27 protein-coding genes and 3 pseudogenes are annotated in these 19,977 nt (G+C 43.3%); 1 reads left to right on the top strand and 29 read right to left on the bottom strand.

Going from position 1 to position 19,977, the window contains the following annotated elements; all coding sequences use genetic code 11:
* Positions 1–43 precede the first annotated feature (43 nt).
* The 29 genes and pseudogenes from secY to PHW01_04000 all read right to left on the bottom strand — a co-directional run bounded on the left by secY (position 44) and on the right by PHW01_04000 (position 19,617).
* A complete protein-coding gene (gene secY / locus PHW01_04140) occupies positions 44–1,327 on the bottom strand; it encodes a preprotein translocase subunit SecY (protein ID MDD5627165.1) in 1,284 nt (427 codons plus the stop codon).
* Between the two features lie 198 nt (positions 1,328–1,525).
* Complete coding sequence (gene rplO / locus PHW01_04135) at positions 1,526–1,972, bottom strand: 50S ribosomal protein L15 (GenBank protein ID MDD5627164.1); 447 nt, start codon at positions 1,970–1,972, stop codon at positions 1,526–1,528.
* 12 nt (positions 1,973–1,984) lie between these two features.
* Positions 1,985–2,521 carry a DJ-1/PfpI family protein gene (locus PHW01_04130; protein ID MDD5627163.1) on the bottom strand — a complete coding sequence of 179 codons (537 nt, stop codon included), beginning with the start codon at positions 2,519–2,521 and terminating at the stop codon, positions 1,985–1,987.
* 170 nt (positions 2,522–2,691) lie between these two features.
* Positions 2,692–3,186: pseudogene (gene rpsE / locus PHW01_04125) on the bottom strand (30S ribosomal protein S5).
* A gap of 6 nt (positions 3,187–3,192) precedes the next feature.
* The gene (gene rplR, locus PHW01_04120; protein MDD5627162.1) at positions 3,193–3,597 is read right to left on the bottom strand and encodes a 50S ribosomal protein L18; all 405 of its coding nucleotides are present in this window, start codon (positions 3,595–3,597) and stop codon (positions 3,193–3,195) included.
* 85 nt (positions 3,598–3,682) lie between these two features.
* Positions 3,683–4,240, bottom strand: a complete 558-nt coding sequence (gene rplF / locus PHW01_04115) for a 50S ribosomal protein L6 (protein MDD5627161.1) — start codon at positions 4,238–4,240, stop codon at positions 3,683–3,685.
* A gap of 76 nt (positions 4,241–4,316) precedes the next feature.
* The gene (rpsH, locus tag PHW01_04110) at positions 4,317–4,709 is read right to left on the bottom strand and encodes a 30S ribosomal protein S8 (GenBank protein ID MDD5627160.1); all 393 of its coding nucleotides are present in this window, start codon (positions 4,707–4,709) and stop codon (positions 4,317–4,319) included.
* Between the two features lie 35 nt (positions 4,710–4,744).
* Positions 4,745–4,930 carry a type Z 30S ribosomal protein S14 gene (locus PHW01_04105; protein ID MDD5627159.1) on the bottom strand — a complete coding sequence of 62 codons (186 nt, stop codon included), beginning with the start codon at positions 4,928–4,930 and terminating at the stop codon, positions 4,745–4,747.
* Between the two features lie 98 nt (positions 4,931–5,028).
* Positions 5,029–5,577 carry a 50S ribosomal protein L5 gene (rplE, locus tag PHW01_04100; GenBank protein ID MDD5627158.1) on the bottom strand — a complete coding sequence of 183 codons (549 nt, stop codon included), beginning with the start codon at positions 5,575–5,577 and terminating at the stop codon, positions 5,029–5,031.
* Positions 5,578–5,600: 23 nt separating this feature from the next.
* Entirely contained in the window at positions 5,601–5,909 is a 309-nt protein-coding gene (gene rplX / locus PHW01_04095) for a 50S ribosomal protein L24 (protein ID MDD5627157.1), read from the bottom strand.
* A gap of 9 nt (positions 5,910–5,918) precedes the next feature.
* A complete protein-coding gene (rplN, locus tag PHW01_04090; GenBank protein MDD5627156.1) occupies positions 5,919–6,293 on the bottom strand; it encodes a 50S ribosomal protein L14 in 375 nt (124 codons plus the stop codon).
* A gap of 96 nt (positions 6,294–6,389) precedes the next feature.
* Positions 6,390–6,641, bottom strand: coding sequence for a 30S ribosomal protein S17 (gene rpsQ, locus PHW01_04085; protein ID MDD5627155.1), 252 nt, complete (start codon positions 6,639–6,641; stop codon positions 6,390–6,392).
* A 112-nt stretch (positions 6,642–6,753) separates the two neighbouring features.
* Positions 6,754–6,951, bottom strand: coding sequence for a 50S ribosomal protein L29 (gene rpmC, locus PHW01_04080; GenBank protein ID MDD5627154.1), 198 nt, complete (start codon positions 6,949–6,951; stop codon positions 6,754–6,756).
* Positions 6,952–6,975: 24 nt separating this feature from the next.
* Positions 6,976–7,380, bottom strand: coding sequence for a 50S ribosomal protein L16 (gene rplP, locus PHW01_04075; GenBank protein MDD5627153.1), 405 nt, complete (start codon positions 7,378–7,380; stop codon positions 6,976–6,978).
* Between the two features lie 2 nt (positions 7,381–7,382).
* Positions 7,383–8,048, bottom strand: coding sequence for a 30S ribosomal protein S3 (gene rpsC / locus PHW01_04070; GenBank protein MDD5627152.1), 666 nt, complete (start codon positions 8,046–8,048; stop codon positions 7,383–7,385).
* A 537-nt stretch (positions 8,049–8,585) separates the two neighbouring features.
* Positions 8,586–8,915 (bottom strand): annotated as a pseudogene (gene rplV / locus PHW01_04065) (50S ribosomal protein L22).
* A gap of 76 nt (positions 8,916–8,991) precedes the next feature.
* Positions 8,992–9,339 (bottom strand): 30S ribosomal protein S19, encoded by a 348-nt coding sequence (gene rpsS / locus PHW01_04060; GenBank protein MDD5627151.1) that lies wholly within the window; start codon positions 9,337–9,339, stop codon positions 8,992–8,994.
* A 193-nt stretch (positions 9,340–9,532) separates the two neighbouring features.
* On the bottom strand, positions 9,533–10,360 hold the full coding sequence (rplB, locus tag PHW01_04055) for a 50S ribosomal protein L2 (protein ID MDD5627150.1): 828 nt from the start codon (positions 10,358–10,360) through the stop codon (positions 9,533–9,535).
* 33 nt (positions 10,361–10,393) lie between these two features.
* A pseudogene (gene rplW / locus PHW01_04050) lies at positions 10,394–10,687 on the bottom strand (50S ribosomal protein L23).
* 230 nt (positions 10,688–10,917) lie between these two features.
* Positions 10,918–11,646: a 50S ribosomal protein L4 gene (gene rplD, locus PHW01_04045; GenBank protein MDD5627149.1), complete on the bottom strand. Its 729-nt coding sequence runs from the start codon at positions 11,644–11,646 to the stop codon at positions 10,918–10,920.
* Positions 11,647–11,656: 10 nt separating this feature from the next.
* Positions 11,657–12,262 carry a 50S ribosomal protein L3 gene (rplC, locus tag PHW01_04040; GenBank protein MDD5627148.1) on the bottom strand — a complete coding sequence of 202 codons (606 nt, stop codon included), beginning with the start codon at positions 12,260–12,262 and terminating at the stop codon, positions 11,657–11,659.
* Between the two features lie 505 nt (positions 12,263–12,767).
* Complete coding sequence (gene rpsJ / locus PHW01_04035) at positions 12,768–13,115, bottom strand: 30S ribosomal protein S10 (protein MDD5627147.1); 348 nt, start codon at positions 13,113–13,115, stop codon at positions 12,768–12,770.
* Positions 13,116–13,166: 51 nt separating this feature from the next.
* Entirely contained in the window at positions 13,167–14,375 is a 1,209-nt protein-coding gene (gene tuf, locus PHW01_04030) for an elongation factor Tu (GenBank protein ID MDD5627146.1), read from the bottom strand.
* 229 nt (positions 14,376–14,604) lie between these two features.
* Positions 14,605–14,982, bottom strand: coding sequence for a hypothetical protein (locus PHW01_04025; protein MDD5627145.1), 378 nt, complete (start codon positions 14,980–14,982; stop codon positions 14,605–14,607).
* 14 nt (positions 14,983–14,996) lie between these two features.
* The gene (fusA, locus tag PHW01_04020) at positions 14,997–17,120 is read right to left on the bottom strand and encodes an elongation factor G (GenBank protein MDD5627144.1); all 2,124 of its coding nucleotides are present in this window, start codon (positions 17,118–17,120) and stop codon (positions 14,997–14,999) included.
* Between the two features lie 305 nt (positions 17,121–17,425).
* Entirely contained in the window at positions 17,426–17,839 is a 414-nt protein-coding gene (locus PHW01_04015) for a PLD nuclease N-terminal domain-containing protein (protein MDD5627143.1), read from the bottom strand.
* Positions 17,840–17,920: 81 nt separating this feature from the next.
* The gene (gene rpsG, locus PHW01_04010) at positions 17,921–18,388 is read right to left on the bottom strand and encodes a 30S ribosomal protein S7 (protein ID MDD5627142.1); all 468 of its coding nucleotides are present in this window, start codon (positions 18,386–18,388) and stop codon (positions 17,921–17,923) included.
* Between the two features lie 36 nt (positions 18,389–18,424).
* Complete coding sequence (gene rpsL, locus PHW01_04005; protein MDD5627141.1) at positions 18,425–18,859, bottom strand: 30S ribosomal protein S12; 435 nt, start codon at positions 18,857–18,859, stop codon at positions 18,425–18,427.
* A 107-nt stretch (positions 18,860–18,966) separates the two neighbouring features.
* A complete protein-coding gene (locus PHW01_04000; GenBank protein ID MDD5627140.1) occupies positions 18,967–19,617 on the bottom strand; it encodes a site-2 protease family protein in 651 nt (216 codons plus the stop codon).
* A 128-nt stretch (positions 19,618–19,745) separates the two neighbouring features.
* On the opposite strand from PHW01_04000, the gene rpmB reads away from it, so the two are divergent.
* A complete protein-coding gene (gene rpmB, locus PHW01_03995; GenBank protein MDD5627139.1) occupies positions 19,746–19,916 on the top strand; it encodes a 50S ribosomal protein L28 in 171 nt (56 codons plus the stop codon).
* Positions 19,917–19,977 lie beyond the last annotated feature (61 nt).

Raw genomic sequence — 19,977 nt, 5'->3', positions numbered from 1 at the left:
TTATGCGTCTCCGTATAACCGCCTGCCAAGTCGGCGTGGAAATTTAAAACGCGTCATAATCCCTCATCTGCATCTGGCTGCGAATCTGTTTCATTGTTTCTAAAACCACGCTCACCACAATCAAAATTCCCGTCCCTCCAATAGTTAAGGTCTGGATTTTGGTAAGACTTTGGGCAATAAACGGCAAAATGGCGACAAAACCTAAGAAAAACGCCCCTGCCAAGGTAATGCGATTTAAAACCTTATGGAGATACTCCGCGGTAGCCCTTCCGGGCCTAATCCCCGGCACAAAGCCGCCTTGTTTTTGAATATTCTCCGCAATCTGGGGAGGGTTAAAAGTAACCGCAGTGTAAAAATAAGTAAAGAGAATGACCATAACAAAATAAAGGCTGCCGTAGAAAATCTGGTTTTGAAAAAGATTAGCGATGCTCTGCGCAAAATGAGAAAGCCAGAGAACACCAGAGCCAACCAAAAAATTCGCGATCATACCCGGAAAAAGCATAATAGAAAGAGCAAAAATAATTGGGATTACGCCCGCTTGATTTACCCGTAAAGGAAGATGGGTGGAAGTGCCGCCATACATCCGCATTCCTCGCACTCTTTTCGCGTAAGCGACTGGAATATTACGCTGTCCCTCCGTTACAAACACAATTCCTCCGATTACTAAAATGGCAATCCCTAAAAAAACAACAAGGTTAATCATTTGAGAAGTGTCAAAAACCTTGAAAGTGCGGACGATGTCGCTAGGGATACGCGCTACGATACCCGCGAAAATAATTAAAGAGACACCATTGCCAATCCCCTTCTCGGAAATCAATTCCCCAATCCACATTAAAAATAATGTACCCGCTGTGACGGTCAAGACTATGGTCGCTATATTCAAAGGAGAAACATCGGTAATAATCATTCTCCCTCCGCGATTAAGAAGATTAATTGTGCTATAAGTCTGCAGAAGGGCAAGCGGCACGGTTAAATAACGGGTCCATTGGTTAATTTTCTGCCTTCCGCTCTCTCCCTCTTTGGCTAATTCCTCAAGCCTGGGGATAATCATTGTGAGGAGTTGGAAAACGATAGAGGCGGTAATATAAGGGCCTACTCCCAGCATCACCACGGAAAAATTGGACAATCCGCCACCGGAAAAAATGTCCAATAAACCAAAAAACTGGTTCCCGGTAAAAAATTGGCGCAGCGCCTCCACATCAACCCCGGGGACAGGAATATGCGCGGCGACCCGAAAAAGCACGAGCATGCCTAAGACAAAAAAAATCTTCTTGCGCAAATCACGAATTTTAAATATGGAAATCAATTTTTCCCAGTTGTTAGCCATAAAATAAAGAAAAATATCTGACTGCTCTAATTGACCCAGAGTAAAAATTATTCTAATTATTCTAATTGACCTAATTAACCTAAGAAATGACCAATGACTAAATTCCAATGACTAAAATTAATTTTTAGACATTGGTCATTGGAGATTTATTTAGAATAATTAGAATAATTAGGTTAATTAGAATAATTTTGTTATAGGTTAATTAGAAATTTTGTTTTTTATTTTCCCTCCCTTTTTCTCAATCTGTATTTTCGCCGATGCGGAGAAATGACACCCCTCTACTTTAAGATTCTTCAATTTTAGTTCCCCTTGTCCTAAAATTTTCACTCCTCTTTTAATATTATCAACTAATTTGGCTTTCAGCAATGTGCGAGGATTAACCAACGCTCCGTCTTGGAAAAAACGATTGATGTCTTGAAGATTCACAATATTCATCTTAGGGACTTGAGATTTAAATCCTATCATTTTAGGCAAATGGTGAGCGAGATGTGAACCAAAAGCGGGACGCGGCCTTCCCCCTGAACGCGCCCGCTGCCCCTTCATTCCCCGCGTGCTATAGGTGCCGTGTCCCGAGGCATTGCCGCGACCTACGCGCTTTTTCTTACTATGAGGAGTAGATTTTAAACTATGCAAATTTAAAGGCATAAAACTTAAAAATTATAAATTAGAAGATTGTAATTTACGGATTATCGCCGCGGCAAACTCGGAAGCTGCAGCCGGACCTTGAGCAGTAAAGATATTATCATCTGCCACCAGTTCTTCAGCCGAATAAGTAGCCTCTCCCCGCTCTAAATCCCGCACCGCGCTTTTGTCTAATGCTGAAGTCCAGACAGTAGCGCGCCTTCCCGCCAGCACTCCGCTCCTCGCCAGAATCACCGGCGCGATACAAATTGCGGCTAAAACCATCTTCATCTTTGCCGCTTCTTGGGCGATTCGATGAACTTCAGGGTGATCGAAATAGCTGCTCGCTCCCGGACCGCCGATAAACACAACCGCGGCATAATCCTTGACTTCCACTTTTTCCAAAAGGAGATTCACTTCCGCCTCGCCCCCCATCACCCCGTAAGCAATACCTAAAGCCGTGCTTGCTGTATCTACGGTCAAGGCTGCCTTTTCAAAAAGACCCTTCGGGATAAAATACTCTTCATCTCTAAAATCGCGCGGAGAAACAATAATTAGAACTTTCTTCTGCATAACCAAAAAAATAACTTTTAATTACATCCTGGATAAATGAGGCGCCAATACGCGCTTCTTAATTATTCTTTTGCCTTTTTGGAGTCTTTCTTCGGATTGGAGAGGCTGGCTTCGCGAATCCAGCCCTTCGCGAGGGGCTGGAGAAGGGCTCCATTTTGAGGACTTCTTTCCTTCCCTCTTCTTTTTAAAATATCGTCCGCTGTCTCCAAATTCTGTAAAGCTTGCAGTGTTGCCCGTACGTTGCTGATTTTATTCTGACTGCCTAACATCTTGCTTAAGATATCCCTTATTCCTGCCAACTCTACTACAGCCCGGATAGAACCGCCAGCAATAACCCCTGTTCCTTCCCGAGCCGGTTTTAACAGAACCCGCGCTCCCTTATATTTCACCTCTATCTCATGAGGAATGGTGCTCCCGGAAAATGGAATATTGATTAAATTCTTTTGCGCCCGCTTAACCGCTTTCTCCACGGCTGTTGAGACATCCGCCCCTTTAGCTACGCCCATTCCTACTGTCCCCTTCTTATTGCCAATCACTACCGTGGCGCGAAATCTAAAACGTCTTCCCCCGGCTACAACCCTGGTAACCCGCGCTAAATCAACGAGTTTTTGTTCATACTCTTTTGGGATTCTTTGAGATGTTCTTTTGTTGAAACTTTTTGCCATATCTATTTAAAATTTTAAACCTCCGGCGCGCGCTCCTTCGGCTACAGCCTTAATTTGTCCATGATAAACTCTCCCGCCACGATCAAAGACTACTCTTTTAATTTTTTTCTTTAAAGTCTTTTCAGCAACAAGCTTGCCAACGGCAAAAGCCAATATCAATCCTTTTGAAAATTGATTGTTCTCTGTCTGTTCCTTCGCTTTGCTCTTCTTTTCTATCTTGACGTCCACGTTCGCCTCCCGATCACTCGCGCTTATTAAGGTTATTCCCTTCTCATCATTAATAATTTGAGCGTAAATATGCTTCAGACTGCGATAAACCGAAAGACGGGGCACTTTGCTCGTCCCTTTAACTTTTGCCCGAACGCGCATCCGGCGCCGATATAATTTTTCTCTTTTTTCTTTAATCCGCATAGCGTGCGCTTAAAATAAATTTTTAAATAATCCAATTATTCCAGAAGGCAGCGGGATCCCCCAAAAAGCATTAGCTTTTTGGGGTTTATTTGCTGCCCTCTGTAGTCGCTTTCTTGCCAACCTTACGGCGCACATATTCATCCATATAACGAATGCCTTTCCCTTTATAAGGCTCAGGCGGGCGCAAAAACCTAATTTCCGCCGCAACCTGTCCTACCTCTTGTTTATCAATGCCAGACACAGAAACAATATTCTTCTCTACCTTGATTTCAATGCCGTCGGGTATGGGGTATTCCGCGGCATGGGAAAAACCTAAATCTAAAACTAACTTCTTGTCCTGAACATTCGCCCGATAACCCACTCCCTGAATTTCCAGTTTCTTCTTAAAACCCTCTGAAACACCCAGAATAATATTATTAATCAAATTACGCGTCAATCCCCAAAGAGCCTTGGTTTGCCTTGCTCTATCCTTGGGATTGCGCCGTAAAACAGAAATCATATTCTCTTGCTTCTCCACTTTCAAGCGAGAATCATAATCTAACTCTAAAAATCCTCTAGGCCCTTTAATATTCAGATGGTTATCTTGAACATTCACCTCCACTCCTTCCGGAACAAGAATAAATTTTTTACCCACGCGAGACATAAAAATAAAGCTAAAAGTGTAAAGCGCAAAGTGCAAAACCTAAATATTGTTGTTTTACGCTTTTCGCCCTACCTTTTCAAAATATTTCGCAGATCACTTCCCCGCCCAGCCTTTTCTTCCTCGCCTCCCGACTCGTCATTAAACCCTGCGATGTGGAAACAATCGCGATTCCCAAGCCCCCTTTTACTGCTTTTAAATCTTTGTAGTTTTGATAAATGCGGCGGCCCGGCTTACTCACCCGCGCTATCTCTTTAACTGCCGGTTTATTCCCTTCAGTATATTTCAAAATTATTCTTAATTTTTCAAAGACAGAACCATTTTCTGTGACATAATCTGTAATATAACCTTCCCTCTTTAAAATTTCCGCAATCGCGAGCTTCATTTTGGAAGACACTAAAATCACTTCTTTTCTGGAAGCGGCAAGGGCGTTGCGAATTTTAGTAAATAGGTCAGCTATAGGGTCGGTCATTATAGTTAAAAACTTAAAATTAAAAATTAATTTTATTACCAAGAGGCCTTACGGATCCCCGGAATCTCTCCTTTATTCGCTAATTCCCTAAAGCAAATCCGGCATAAGCCAAAATCGCGCATATACCCCCGTCTCCGACCGCAACGCCAACAACGTCTCACGACACGCGTCTTAAACTTTGGTTTCCTTTTTGCTTTAGCGATCCAAGATTTTTTCGCCATATACTTCGTTAAAATATGAAACCTAAAATGCATAATTGCCATATACCATAATCATCTCGCAGGCAAACCCCATGCTTAACATTTTAAGTTTCAAATGATTAAGATTCTTTTTCTACCAGAGGAAAACCCAATAGCTTTAATAATTTAATCCCTTCTTCGCGCGTTCGAGCGGTAGTGCTGATACAAACCTCTAAACCATGAATCATTTCCGCTTTATTTGGATCAATCTCCGGAAAAACCGAACATTCCTTAAAACCAATAGTCAAATTTCCCTGTTTATCAAAAGACTCGACAGACAGCCCCCGAAAGTCCCTCACCCGCGGCAAGGTAATATTAATTAACTTGTCTAAAAATTCTTCCATCCTCTTTCCCCGCAGGGTCACTTTTAGCCCCACCACCATTCCTTCTTTCACGTTAAAACCGGAGACAGACTTGCGAGCATATCTCAATACTGGCTTTTGTCCGGCGATATTGGCTAGATTTTCTTGCATAATATCCAAAAGCTTAGGTTCTTTAATGGCGCGGGAAGTGCCGATATTAATAGTTACCTTATCCACTTTAGGTATTGCCAGATTATTCTTATAATCAAAAAATTCCTTCATTTTCAAAATTACTTCTTCCCTGTATTTTTTGCTTAATCGCGTCATAGATTTAAATTTCTGATGCGTCTTTATAAGAAGGCTTCTCCGCATTTTTTACACAACCTTTTTTTACCTTGCGGTGAAATTTTTACGCCCACCCTTGTCCCCTTGCCGCACTTTGGACAAATCAATTTCGCGTTAGAAATATGAATCGGCGCGTTGACCTCCACGCGTTGCCCTTTTTCGCCCTGCTTTTTAGGCCGCGTATACCGAATCACAAGATTTGCGCCCTCCACAATAATCTTATCTCTTTGCGGAAAAATGCGCACAATTTTTCCTTTCTTGCCGCGGTCCTTGCCGCTCGTCACAATGATATTATCACCTTTTTTAAGCCTCATAATATTATGCTACAAAACTTCTTTGGCTAAAGAAATAATTTTATTAAAACCACGCTCTCTGAGTTCCCGAGGAATCGGCCCGAAAATCCGTGTTCCCAAAGGATCCTTGCTCTCTCTGCTCTGTAAAATCACGGCGGCATTATCATCAAAACGAATATAAGATCCGTCTTCGCGACGATATTCCTTTCTCTGACGCACAATCACCGCGTAAACCTTGGCATGCTCCTTTACGGTGCCATGGGGAAACGCGACCTTCACGCTCGCGATGATCACATCGCCCAAACGACCAAATCGGCGCCACGAGCCGCCTAAAACTTTAATGCATTTAATTATCCTCGCGCCAGTGTTATCGGCGACTTTTAAACGAGTCTGTTCCTGGATCATAAAATTCTATTGCTCAATTGTTCGATTGTTTTTCTGATCAATTTTGATCCATAAACACAATCGGACAAGACAATAAAACAATTGAACAATGATAATTTAGGTGAGTTTATTAATCACCCGCCATCGTTTCTCCCGTGAAAGAGGTCGGCACTCTTCAATAATTACTTTGTCTCCCGTATGATACTCATTCTTTTCATCGTGCGCCTTATATCTTCGAGTCGCCTTATATCTTTTAAGATATTTAGAATGGGTCTTGGTGCGAACCACGGCAACCACTCTGGTTTTATTCATTTTATCCGAAACAACGATCCCCTGAAGAATCCGCTTAATTATTTTTTTACCTTCCATAATAATGCATATTTAAGGCTTAATCCTTCGGCAAAACTTAAGGATTAATGGTGAGCCATTCGGCACTAAGGACATTTGGCTGAGCTCAGTCAAAGCCCTCATGGCCGAAGTGCTATGCCGAACCATTAATTTTTCTGCGAATATTCAAAAGGGTTAAAATTCGCGCAATCTCCTTTTTCACCTTGCGCAAAGCGCGCACATTTTTCACCTCGCCCTGGACCAACTTGAAATTAAACTCTCGCATTTCGTCTCTCTGAAAAGCAAGCTCATGTTGTAATTCTGATATGCTCTTTTGCTTTAATTCTTTCATTTCCATAAAATTTATTAAGTGGGGTTAATCCTGCACGAATTTAGTTTTAATAGGCAGTTTATGGCTAGCCAAGCGCATAGCCTCCCGAGCAATCTTCAATGGCACGCCATCCATTTCAAAAATAATCCGCCCCCGTTTGACGACGGCGACAAAGTGATCCACTGCTCCCTTGCCACCGCCCATTCCTACTTCCGCTGCCTTTTTAGTCACAGCCTTATCTGGAAACACCCTAATCCAAATCTTGCCCCCCCTCTGGACAAACCTAGTCATCGCTCGCCGCGCTGCTTCAATCTGACGAGACGTAAGCCAAACACTCTCCTGCGCCTTTAAACCAAAAGCGCCAAAGGCAAGAAAATCTCCCCCTTTAGCCTTACCCGCGAGACGTCCGCGTTGATGTTTACGATGTTTTACCTTTTTAGGAATTAACATATTTAATTACTGGTTGCTTTGTCTTCCTTCTTTTGTTCAAAAACTTCTCCCTTGTAAATCCAAACCTTGATCCCGATAATTCCATAAGTGGTTTTGGAAATATCTTGGGCAAAATCAATATCCGCTCTCAAATTATGTAATGGGATTTGTCCCCAGGCAACCCACTCGCGCCGCTTCATTGTCGCCCCATTCAAACGCCCTGCCACCATAATCTTCACGCCATAAACTCCCCGATTCTCTTTCACCCTTTCCAAAGATTGTTTCACAACACGCCGAAAAGGAATCCTTTTCTCTAGTGCTTCGGCGATTGTCCGCGCCACAAGTTGAGCATTAGCTTCTGGATTTTTGGTTTCTTCAATCGTGACCTTAAAAGATTTATTCCCGGTAAACTTTGCTAATTCCTTTTTCAAATCCTCAACACCCGTACCCCCACGACCGATAATCATACCCGGACGCGAAGTTAAAATGATGATATTAATCAAATTCGCCGAACGTTCAATCTCAACGCGGGCAATACCCATCTCTTTTAATTTTTCCATTATATAATTGCGCAGACGGATATCTTCCTCAAGAAATTTTCGGTAATTCTTTTTATTCGCTACCCACTTAGACTTCCAAGAATAAAGATAGCCTAACCGTAGCGCAGTAGGTGAAACTTTTTGTCCCATATGCTTGCTTAAAACTTAAAACATTAAACTTATAACTTTACCCGTTTCAGGCTTCATGACTCATGTCCTATATTTGGAGCTCTTCGCAAATCAGCCTCTCGCGAAGGATTTGAAAAGGGGTCATTCTCAGAGCTCTTTGAGCTCTTTAAGAGTCTGAACGACCTGAACAACCTGAAGGGCTCCATTTTACCCCGTTAGAGACCTGCTTGACGGCAGGCAGAATATAAGCCGAGAGAACCGTTAGAAAACAAAGTTCTCTAAAGGGGTTTACACCGATTTACGTTGGAAAAAACGTTTAAGACCGCTCAAAGCTTTGCCTTGAGCTAGTTTCTTCTTATCCTGATGTTGCTTGTTTCGGCGACCGGCTTCTCGGCGAGGATCCCATGGTTTCAGGGTTGTCTCGCTGCCCTGCGGTATCTTCGGAGTGGGCACAACTCTGCTCTTCCCAACCTTCAACGCGCTCTTTCCTGCCATCTTAGGGCTGGCAATAAGCTCGGGAGCTTCTCCTCCTGACTTAGTCTTTCTGCGACCAACAACCCTTTCCTCTAAAATAATGGATATGTGGCTCGCTCTCTTCATTATAGGAAAAGCGCGGCCAAAGGCCCGCGGCTGCCAACGCTTTAAAGTTGGTCCTTCATCTGCCCGAATTTCTTTGATATATAAATTATTCTTATCTAAGTTAAAATTGTGCTCCGCGTTCGCAATAGCCGACTTTAACAGTTTAAACACTGGCCTTGCCGCCCTTTGCTTTATTACAGAAAGTTGTTCCAAGGCTCTGCCCACTTCTAAGCCGCGAATTAAATTAATAACCAATCTTACCTTACGCGGCGCAATATGTAAATATCTAAGTTTCGCTTTCGCTTCCATGGATTCTTATAACTTGAAACTCGTAACGTGCCGCCCAAGGATAATTTTCCTTGAATTGCAAGCCACTCCTTGCAAGCTATATATTTTCTTTTTTCACTGCCTCTTTCTGGCCTGCTTCTACCTTGCTACGATCTGCTTCAGCTCTTTGAGCCGCCTCTTCCCGCGCAATCCGACCGCCATGCACGATGAATTTACGGGTGGGCGCGAATTCACCGAGGCGATGGCCCACCATGTCTTCGGTGACAAAAACGGAAATATGTTCCCGACCATTATGCACTCCAATAGTAAAACCCACCATCTCTGGAAAAATTATTGAGTCTCGCGACCAAGTTTTAATAATGGTTTTTTCTCCGGCTTTCAGCTTTCTGATTTTAGCAAGCAGTTTAGGATCGCAGAAGGGACCCTTTTTAAGAGACCTTGACATAATTTTTGAACTTGAATTTTGGTAAAATTTAATTACAAGGGCTATTATCTATGAAAATTTCTAATTTGAAATTTTCAATCAAATCCAAATTTTAAATTTTTTAATTTTAAAACCCTTTCTTATTTCCCTTGGTTTTAAAATTTAAAATTAGGATTTTAAAATTGAATTAAAATTTAGAATTTAAAATTTTACACTATCTTCTCCTCTTCACAATCAATCTGTCCGAGTATTTCTTCTTCCGCCGCGTTTTCACCCCCAAAGCTGGTCTGCCCCAAGGAGTCTTGGGATATTTTAAACCAATCGGCTGGTTACCCTCCCCTCCGCCATGAGGATGATCTACTGGATTCATCGCTTTCCCCCTTACTGTGGGTCTGATCCCCAACCAACGCGTGCGTCCTGCTTTGCCTATATTAATATTATCATGTTCTGGATTGCTTAAACTACCCATGCTGGCTAAACAAGTTTTTAAAATATTGCGGATCTCTCCCGAGGGGAGTTTAATCTGGGCGTATTTTCCTTCCTTACCCATTAAGATCGCGCTCCCGCCTGCCGCCCGCACGATTTGACCACCCCGCCCTGGGTTTAACTCTAAATTGTGAACAGGACTCGCGTCAGGAATTTCAGCAAGAGGCATCCGGTTGCCTACCCGCGCTTCAATCTTTTTCTGGCTTGCTAAAACCATATCCCCCGCCTTTATTCTTTGAGGGGCAAGAATATAACGTTTTTCTCCATCGGCATAGTGAATCAAAGCAATCCATGCCGTACGGTTGGGATCATATTCAATGGAAGCAACTCTCCCCGGTATATCAAACTTGTCCTGCCTAAAATCAATAAGGCGGTATGTCCTCTTATGACCTCCGCCGCGGTGCCGAATCGAAATATGACCCAATCGATCCCTGCCTGCCTTTTGCTTTAAACCCGCCGCCAATTTTTTTGTCGGTTTTCTGCCCCGCGTTAGATCGGAAAAATCGCTCCCTGTCATTTGTCTTCTCCCCGGCGTAGTAGGTTTATAAAATTTCATAAACTTTTTAAGCTTGTTATTTGTTGCTGATCCTTATACTCCTTCAAACAATTTAATCGTATCCCCCTGCCGCAAAGTTATAATCGCCTTTTTCCACGCTCTCGTTTTGCCTTGGATACGGCCATATCTCCTTTGCTTGCCCATAAAATTAATAATATTCACTTTCACGACCTTCACTTCATATAATTCTTCAATCGCCTTTTTAACTTCATTTTTGTTCGCCTTTAAATTCACTTCAAATATATATTGATTGAGGGCTTGAAGGATGGTCCCTTTCTCTGTCACGCGAGGCTGTTTTAAAACCCTAAAAGTTTGGTTTCTAGGTGAAACTTGTCTTTTCTTCTGATGAGGGGTTGTCTTGAAAGCTTTAACCTTGCTTCCTCGGACCTTCCTAACTGCCGGAGTTTTAATTTTTTTCCTTCTTGAGAGAGGCATAATTCTTATAACTTATGAAGTTTCACGGATTCACACACCCGAGGCATCCTTTTTATAATGGGATTTCTAGAACAGTGAGCTATTCGGCACTAAGGACATTCGGCTGAGCTCAGTCGAAGCCCTCATGGCCGAAGTGCCTGCCGAACCATAGGATGGTAAGCCTGCCGAACCAGTGGAGCGTCACTCGCTTTTTTTAAAAGGTGGGGGGTGGAATTTGCAATATTTGAAGAGTAGGTTTTCTCAATGATTTTTACTGCTGCGAGGGGCATTAAAATACAATTGCGATCCAAAAGGTCAACCACATTTAAACTGTTCGCGGATAAAACCTTGAGAGAGGATAAATTACGGCTCGCCCTGCGAATTTTTTCGTCTTTTTCAGAAAGTAAAATCAAGGGCTTGGATTGTAAAGGAAATTTTTCAAGGAAGATAGCCATTTGCTTCGTCCGAACTTCTGGAATCTTCAACTCTTTAACGACAACAACATCGCCCGTCTTCACCCGATTGGAAAGAACCATCAGAATAGCTTTGCGTCTTGCTTTCTTATTGATCCTCTTTGTAAAATTTCTTTCATTTCTCGGCCCAAAAACTATTCCTCCCTTGCGCCATAAGGGACTGCGGCGGGAACCTGCTCTCGCCCGCCCCGTTCCTTTCTGTTTCCAGGGTTTCGCTCCGCCGCCGCGGCGCTCGGACCGCGTCTTCGTATGGGCAATAGGATGGCGACTCTTCGCGCGTTGAGCCACCACAGCCTGATTCACTAAAACTGGATTCACTGCCACGCCAAAAATTTCTGGCGCGAGATTGACAAACTTACCGGACTTACTGCCATCTAAATTGTAAATTGGTAATTTCATAATTTTAGCTTTATTCCTCGCCCCTCACTTCCACTAAACCTCCCCTAACGCCCGGCACCGCCCCCTTTACCGCCATCAAATTATTCCCAGCATCAATATTAATAATGGTCAGTCCTTTCGCTGTAATTCTCTTTCCGCCCATCCGACCAGCCATCCTCATCCCCTTGATGACTTTTTCCGGAAATGTGGCGCCGATTGAACCTGGCGCTCTCTCATCGTGCTTATGGCCATGGGTAGCCGGCGAACCTTTAAATCCCCATCTTTTCACCACGCCTTGAAAACCCTTCCCATGGCTCACTCCCGCGGTCTTAACTTGTTCCCCCTCTTGAAAACTCGCAACCGCGATTTGGTCTCCCACTTTATACTTCTTTGCTTCTGCTTCTGGCAAGCGAAACTCCCGCAGCAGAATATCATTCTTCTTGGGATGCTTTTTAAGCCCTTTATGAACCTTGAGGGTAAAATTAAGCTGTAAAGCGGAATAGCCATGTTTTTCCGGTGTACGAATCGCTGATACAAAACAAGGACCCGCTTCTATAACAGTAACGGGAATTATTTTTCCCTTTTGGTCAAAAATCTGAGTCATTCCTAATTTTCGTCCTAGGATAAATTTTGGCATAGAGAATGGCAATTTAAAACAAAAACCGAAAGTTTTGCCAAAAACCAGTTTTGTTCTCGCCCCCTCATCCTTCACTTTTACCTTAAAAGTAAGGAGTGAAAGAGCTCACCGGTTTTTGAAAAAACTCCCGGTTTTCGAGATTCTTCGCCCTTCCCCTTCTCCTTAAAAAAAGGGTGGCTGGAGAAAAAATCCTTTACCCCGCGTTAAGAAGAGTATCCTATAAAGGAATACCATGAAAGCTTGCGGACTCCATGAAAAACCCATCGCGCAGGATTGAAATAGCTGGCTTTTGATTCAGCTCCTATTTTTAATAATGGAAAAAATAACTTAAGACCTTTCGCGAAATAATCTTTTGCCCGAAATCTGGCAATTACAGGAGAAAGGATTATTTTGCAAAAGATCTATAAATATAATCAAAGATATGAATAACAGAATCCGTCTCCAAAAAGATACACCCAAAAAAGAAAATACCTTCCCCTTTCTATTCGCGGAAAAAAAGAGTATCTTACATTTTAATCTCTACATCAACACCCGCGGGTAAATTCAAATCCATCAAGGCGTCTACTGTTTTAGGTGTGGGCTTATTGATATCAATCAATCTTTTGTGGACTCGCATTTCGTATTGTTCCCGGGAATCTTTATGAACAAAAGGGGAACGCATTACTGTGTAACGTGTCTTTTCAATCGGCAAAGGCACGGGACCAGAAACAATAGCCCCTGTCCGTTCCGCTGTTTCCACAATCTGACGAGCAGACTCGTCAATTACCTTATGGTCATAAGCCTTAATCCTAATGCGAATTCTGGGGGAAGAAGCTTCCTCCTCCGTTATCTCTCTACTGCTTTGAGTAGCCATTTTAAATGGACTTACCCCCAAAAGATGGGAGGGGTAATAGGTATTTTAAAATTACTTGATAATTTTCATTACAAACCCTGCTCCAACTGTATGTCCACCCTCGCGGATTGCGAAACGTTGTTTCTCTTCCAAAGCCACCGGAGCAATAAGTTTTACCTTCAAGGTTATAGTATCGCCGGGCATAACCATCTCCGTCCCTTCAGGCAAAAAGAGTTCGCCTGTCACATCAGTAGTGCGAATATAGAGTTGGGGTTTGTAACCTTTCGCAAAGGCGGTGTGCCGTCCTCCTTCCTCTTTAGTGAGCACATAAACCTCTCCTTCAAACTCGGTATGAGGAGTAATTGAGCCCGGTTTCGCCACCACCTGTCCCCGCGCCACATCTTCTTTCTTGGTCCCTCGCAAAAGGATACCCGCGTTATCTCCGGCACGACCTTCGTCTAGAGTTTTATTAAACATCTCAATGCCTGTCACTACTGTCTTCTGGGTCGGTTTAATGCCTACTATCTCCACCTCGTCGTTTAATTTGACAATACCGCGTTCAATTTTTCCTGTCACCACCGTTCCCCGGCCCTCAATGGAAAAAACATCTTCCACAGCCATTAGAAAAGGCTTGTCTGTCTCGCGGACAGGCTCGGGGATTTTTTCATCCATTGTTTTTACCAGTTCCAATATAGGACCGCACCACTCGCATTCCTTCTTGCCGCAACCGCACTCTAAAGCTTTCAATCCGCTCCCTCTGATCACGGATATATTTGTCCCATCAAATTCATATTTAGTTAAAAGCTCCCGCACTTCCTCCTCCACAAGATCTATTAATTCCTTTTCATCCACCATATCTATTTTATTCAAAAAGACGACGATATTGGGCACGCCTACCTGACGAGCAAGTAAAATATGCTCCCGCGTTTGAGGCATCGGACCATCAGCGGCGGAAACAACCAAAATTGCTCCATCCATCTGCGCCGCGCCCGTAATCATATTTTTAATATAGTCAGCATGACCCGGACAATCAACATGGGCATAATGCCTTTTCTCTGATTCATACTCCACATGGGCGGTGGCAATTGTAATCCCCCGCTCCTTTTCTTCCGGCGCGTTGTCAATCTGATCTACTGATTTTTGCTGGGCTTTAAATCCTGCCGCCGCAAGGCATTTCAATATCGCGGCAGTCAAGGTAGTTTTACCATGGTCAACGTGACCAATCGTACCCACATTCACATGGGGTTTAGTGCGTTCAAATTTTTCCGTCATTTGTTTCATTTCTGCCCTCTTCTTAAAAAATATGAAAGAGGGTGCAGTATTAATTTTTTTATGAGGCTTGAAATCCGCCATCCATACTTGGAAGGATGCAAATCTAAAATCATTTTAAACCAAATTGCTCTCAATGTCAAGAAGGGTTGTTTCTATCCTAAATCTTCAACTGTTTTTGCCTAATTTTAGCCAAAAATAAAAAGAGTTTCTTATTTTTTGCCTAATCTTAGCCCTTCCCTTAAAATGGAATATCATTCCATTCCATTTTCCTCTTTGCTTCCGAAGTTGTGGATAAATCCGAGCACCCTGGCACCTCTTTCTCCTCTACTATCTCAAAATAAAACTCGGGTTCTTGAATTTCTGCTGAAGCGCCTTTGGACATCATTCCTTCTTCTTGTTCTGTCTCGGCTTGATAAGAGGCAAGTTCCTCCTCAATTTTCTCTTCAACAACTATTTGATCTTCTTGATCGTGAACCGCGTCTTTTTTTCGGGTTAAATCTTCGTAATCCTGCATACTCAAAACTACCCACCTCGGCTCTCCACTCTCCACAATTACATAACGTTCTCGGGTATTTTTTTCCTTGAGCGTCTCGGCAATCTTTTTGAAATCAGGCATATTTTTAAACATAGTTATTTCTTCTCGCTCTTCTCCCCAATAATCTGTTCCGCGACGTGGCGCGGCACCTCCGCGTAATGATCAAATTCCATTGTGTAATTAGCGCGACCCTGGGTTAAAGATCTTAATATCGTAGCATAACCAAACATTTCTGCCAAGGGAACAAGCGCGTCAATAACCTTTGCCTGCCCGCGGTCCGACATCTCCGCGATATGAGCGCGCCTGGAATTCAAATCGCCAATCACATCACCCATAAATTTCTCTGGCGTCACCACTTCTATCTTCATAATCGGTTCCAAAAGGTGAACATCCGCTCGCCTCACCGCCTCCTGCACCGCGATAGAACCCGCGATGTGAAAAGCGGCTTCCGAAGAGTCCACCTCGTGAAATGAACCGTCATAAAGCGTAACCGAAAGATCCACCGCTGGATAACCCGCGAGCACTCCGTTCCCTAACGCTTCCTTGACGCCTTTTCCCACTGCGGGAATAAATTCTTGAGGAATGACGCCGCCTTTGATCGCGTTCACAAATTCAAAGCCCTTGCCGCTTGGGAGGGGCTCCACGCGCAACCAAACATGACCATATTGACCGCGGCCTCCTGACTGACGGATATACTTTCCTTCTGCCTCCGCCTTCTTGCGGATGGTTTCGCGATAAGCGACTTGAGGCTTGCCGACATTAGCCGCGACATTAAATTCTCTTTTCATCCGATCCACAATAATATCCAAATGCAATTCTCCCATTCCTGAAATAATCGTCTGGCCCGTCTCTTCGTCGCTCCGCACGCGAAAAGTGGGATCCTCTTCCGATAGAGTGTGCAAGGATAAACCCATCTTCTCTTGGTCGGCTTTGGTCTTTGGTTCAATGGCAATGGAAATCACGGGCTCGGGAAAAGTAATCTTTTCCAAGACAATGGGATGATCAGAATCGCATAAGGTATCGCCGGTGGTGGTCTCTTTTAAACCCACCGCGGCGGCGATTTCGCCGGTAAACATCTCCTTTACTTCTTCCCGATGATTCGCGTGCATTCTTAAAATCCTTCCCAATCTCTCTTTCTTGCCGGAAGAAGTGTTTAAAATATAAGATCCAGCCTCTAAATGGCCGGAGTAAATGCGAAAAAAGATCAGCTTGCCCACGAAAGGATCGCTGGCAATCTTAAAAGCGAGAGCGGCAAAAGGTGCGTTGTCATCCGCCTTGCGCTCTTCGGATTTTTCCGCTCGCTCACCCTGCTCTATTAATACCTTAGGCTCATATCCGGCAACAGGAGGCAAGTCTAAGGGAGAAGGAAGATAAAAGATGACGGCGTCAAGCAGAGGCTGAATCCCTTTATTTTTTAAAGCCGAACCGCAAAGCACCGGTACCAGTCTGCCCGCGATTGTTGCTTGGCGCAAAGTTTTCTTTAATTCTTCTTCTGTAATTTCCCCGCCCTCCAAAAACTTTTCAATTAAAACATCATCCTCGCTGGCAATCTTTTCCACCATCTCTTGCCGATATTGTTTAGCCTCCTCTGCCCAAGCAGGGGGAATCTCCCCTTCCTCTAACTTTTCGCCCAAGTCCCCTTTAAAATAAATGGCTTTATTTTTAATTAAATCAATCACGCCTTCAAATTTGTCTTCCTCTCCGATAGGAATCTGAATCACGGCAATATCTTTGGTCAGCCGTTCGCGAATGGAACTAAGGTCAGCTTTAAAATCAGCGCCGGTGCGGTCCATTTTATTAATAAAGCACATCCGCGGCACCTGAAATTTCTCCGCCTGATGCCAAACGGTTTCCGATTGCGGCTCTACGCCCGCCACACCGTCAAAAACCACAATGCCGCCGTCCAACACGCGCAAAGAACGTTGCACCTCGGCCGTGAAATCAATATGTCCCGGCGTATCAATTAAATTAATCTGATGGATCTCGCCCTTCGCTCCCGCCTTCCAAGCGCAAGTAGTTGCCGCGGAAGTAATAGTAATACCCCTTTCTTTTTCTTGCGCCATCCAATCCATTTCTGCTTTTCCTTCATGTACCTCCCCTACTTTGTGTTTTTTACCCGTATAATAAAGAATCCGTTCCGAAACGGTTGTCTTTCCGGCATCAATATGAGCAATGATGCCGATGTTGCGAATTCTCTCTATAGGTGTCAGACGAGGCACGAAAGATAAGTTAAAAGTGAAAAGTTTCGGCCCGAGGCCGATCAGCCTTGGGCTGAAAAAGTTAAAAGTTGCAATTTAAATTTTTTGCAAAACAAAAATACCCAAAAGATAATTTAACCGATAAGTACCAAAAAGTCAATCCCATCAAAACTCATGCGGAACATAAAACCCAACCACTAGCCCAGTTGCGGGGCGTGTTTCTAACAAGGTCAATCCGAAAATCAATTCAAAAAACTCAAGAATTTTAAAATTCTATAAAACCCGCCATTACCTCAAAATTTATCCTCTTTCTGTTTAAACATCAATTAAACCGTAGGCGCGGCAGGAGAAGATGGTGGTGATTGAGGTTCAGAAGATGCTTGAGGTGGCGTAGTTTGCGAAGGAGTCGCCGGTCCGCCAGTAATGTTCTTTCTTTTGACGGCAAAGTAGTAAGCCACGGCACCAATCCAACCCAAAACAATGAGGAGAATAATCCACAAAGTCTTTTGGGAAAAATCCCGCTTAATGCAGTCAATGAGCATCAAAATCCACAAGATGAAAAGCAACAAGCCAATAATCATACCCACAATCCAGAAAATTATCAGTCCAACACCCATGCCCGTCGCGACGGTATTTCCGACGGTATTTTCATAATCATAACTTGTAGATTGCGCTAAGGCAGTGTTCCCCGCGAGCGCGACCACGCTTGCGGAGAGGCAAGATAAGATTCTCTGTTTCATTTTTTTCTTTTTAATTTTTTTAAAATCCCCCTTTTATAAGATACCCATAAAAGCTTCGCTTTTACGGGAAACCTTAAATAATTAAGCGAAATGGGCAAAGGCACGATTGGCATCGGCCATTCTTTGAATATTTTCCCGTTTCCGCATTGCCTCGCCTTCGCGCTTGGACGCGGTAATGAGTTCCTCAGCGAGTTTTTCAGCCATTGGCTTTCCTTTGCGCAAGCGAGCAACACCGATAATCCAACGCATCGCAAGAGTCATCTTGCGCGGCATCCTCACCTCCACGGGAATTTGATAATTCGCCCCTCCAATTCTTTTGGATTTCACTTCTAAAACCGGAGCTACATTTTTAAGCGCTAAATCAAAAATCTCCAAGGAATCTTTCTTGGTTTTCTCCGCCACAATATCCAAAGCGCGATAAAGTATTCCCTCTGCTACGGATTTCTTTCCTCTCTCCATCAAATGATTAACAAAGCGCGCGACCGTAACGCTGCTATACTTTGGATCAGGTAAAATATCTCTTTTGAATTTTCTTTTTCTCCGAGGCACGATATAAAAAAGTTAAAAGTAAAAAGTGAATTAAGATTATTCTTCTTTCTTTGTCTCGCTTATCTTCTTGGCGCCGTAGCGGGAGCGACCTTGTTTGCGACCTTGCACGCCTTCCGTGTCTAAAATCCCCCGCACAACGTGATAACGCACGCCGGGCAAATCTTTCACTCTGCCGCCGCGGATTAAAACTATAGAGTGTTCCTGTAGATTATGGCCCTCGCCCGGAATATAAGCGGCCACTTCCATTCCATTAGTCAAACGCACTCTCGCTACCTTGCGCAAAGCCGAGTTTGGTTTTTTGGGAGTAGTGGTAAAAACCTTAACGCAAACCCCTCTTTTAAATGGACTGCCAATAGGTTCCATTCTTCCCCGACGGCGAATAGCATTAAAAGTCCGATGCAGAGCCGGCGTTTTAAATTTCCTTATTTTAGTTTTGCGCCCTTTGCGCACTAATTGGGAAATGGTGGGCATAAAAAATAGATAGTGGATTCAAAAATTATAAAAGGTAAACTAAAACCTTGCGCTAAAAAAGCGAATCCTATATCAAAAATAGCATAAGAAAATATAAGAGTCAAATCCTATAATAGAGATAACCCAAACATACCCGCCACAACGCGGATTACCAAATTGAAAAGCGATTCCAACAAAGAAAAATTAAGCAGGCGATCCAAAATAATCAAAAAGATTAGAATCAAAGGACCTCTTACAGCCAGAAATATTTTCCAATGGTCAAAACGGCGAGGCAAAATCGCAAAAAGCAATTTAGAACCATCCAGAGGGGGAATCGGAATAAGATTAAACGTAAACCAAACCGCGTTTAAAATAATAATCATTTCTATCAAAATATAGAGCATATTGCCCACATCTAAAACTCCGCCCACCACCAATATTTTTAGGATCAAACCAAAAAAAAGAATCAAAAAAAGATTGGCTCCCGGACCCGCGAGAGCGACAATAGAGGGTCCCCACTTCTGGTTTCTTAAATTGTAAGGATTGTAAGGCACGGGCTTACCCCAGCCAAAACCAACCAAAAGCAGCATCAATGTCCCCCATAAATCAAGATGTTTTAAGGGATTGAGGCTCAAGCGTCCGCTGTATTTTGCGGTTGCGTCCCCCTGAAGATAGGCGGAGAGGGCGTGGGCAAATTCATGGAGGGTTACCGAAATTGCCATCGCGACCAGCCAAGCCAAAAACACAATCGGTTCAGATAAAAAAGAAAATAAAAACATCAAATAAAAAAATAATTAAAAAGCGAAGAAAGATAGTCTTTATTTTAACATAAAGGAATAAGCCTTGCAAATTGGGCAAAAGAATGTTAATTTAACTTTAGTATCTTACTCTATAAAAGAATAATTTTATGATGTTCTGCCAGATTTGCGGACGCAAACCCCGCATGGGTTACACCCGCAGCCATTCCAATATCGCGACCAAAAGAATGCAAAAATTAAATTTGCAAAAAATTACTTTGAAAGACAAGCAAATTTTAGCTTGCGCGAAATGTGTCAAAACAATGGCAAAGGTAAAATAAATCCTGCACCTTTACTTAGCGGAGTATAAAGACCTCGGAAGATAAGGACCTTTTTGATACT

Source organism: Patescibacteria group bacterium (genome assembly GCA_028717685.1).
Lineage (GTDB): Bacteria > Patescibacteriota > JAQUNI01 > JAQUNI01 > JAQUNI01 > JAQUNI01.
Note: the sequence above shows the minus strand (reverse complement) of the source record. Positions and strands in the feature narration are given on the sequence as shown.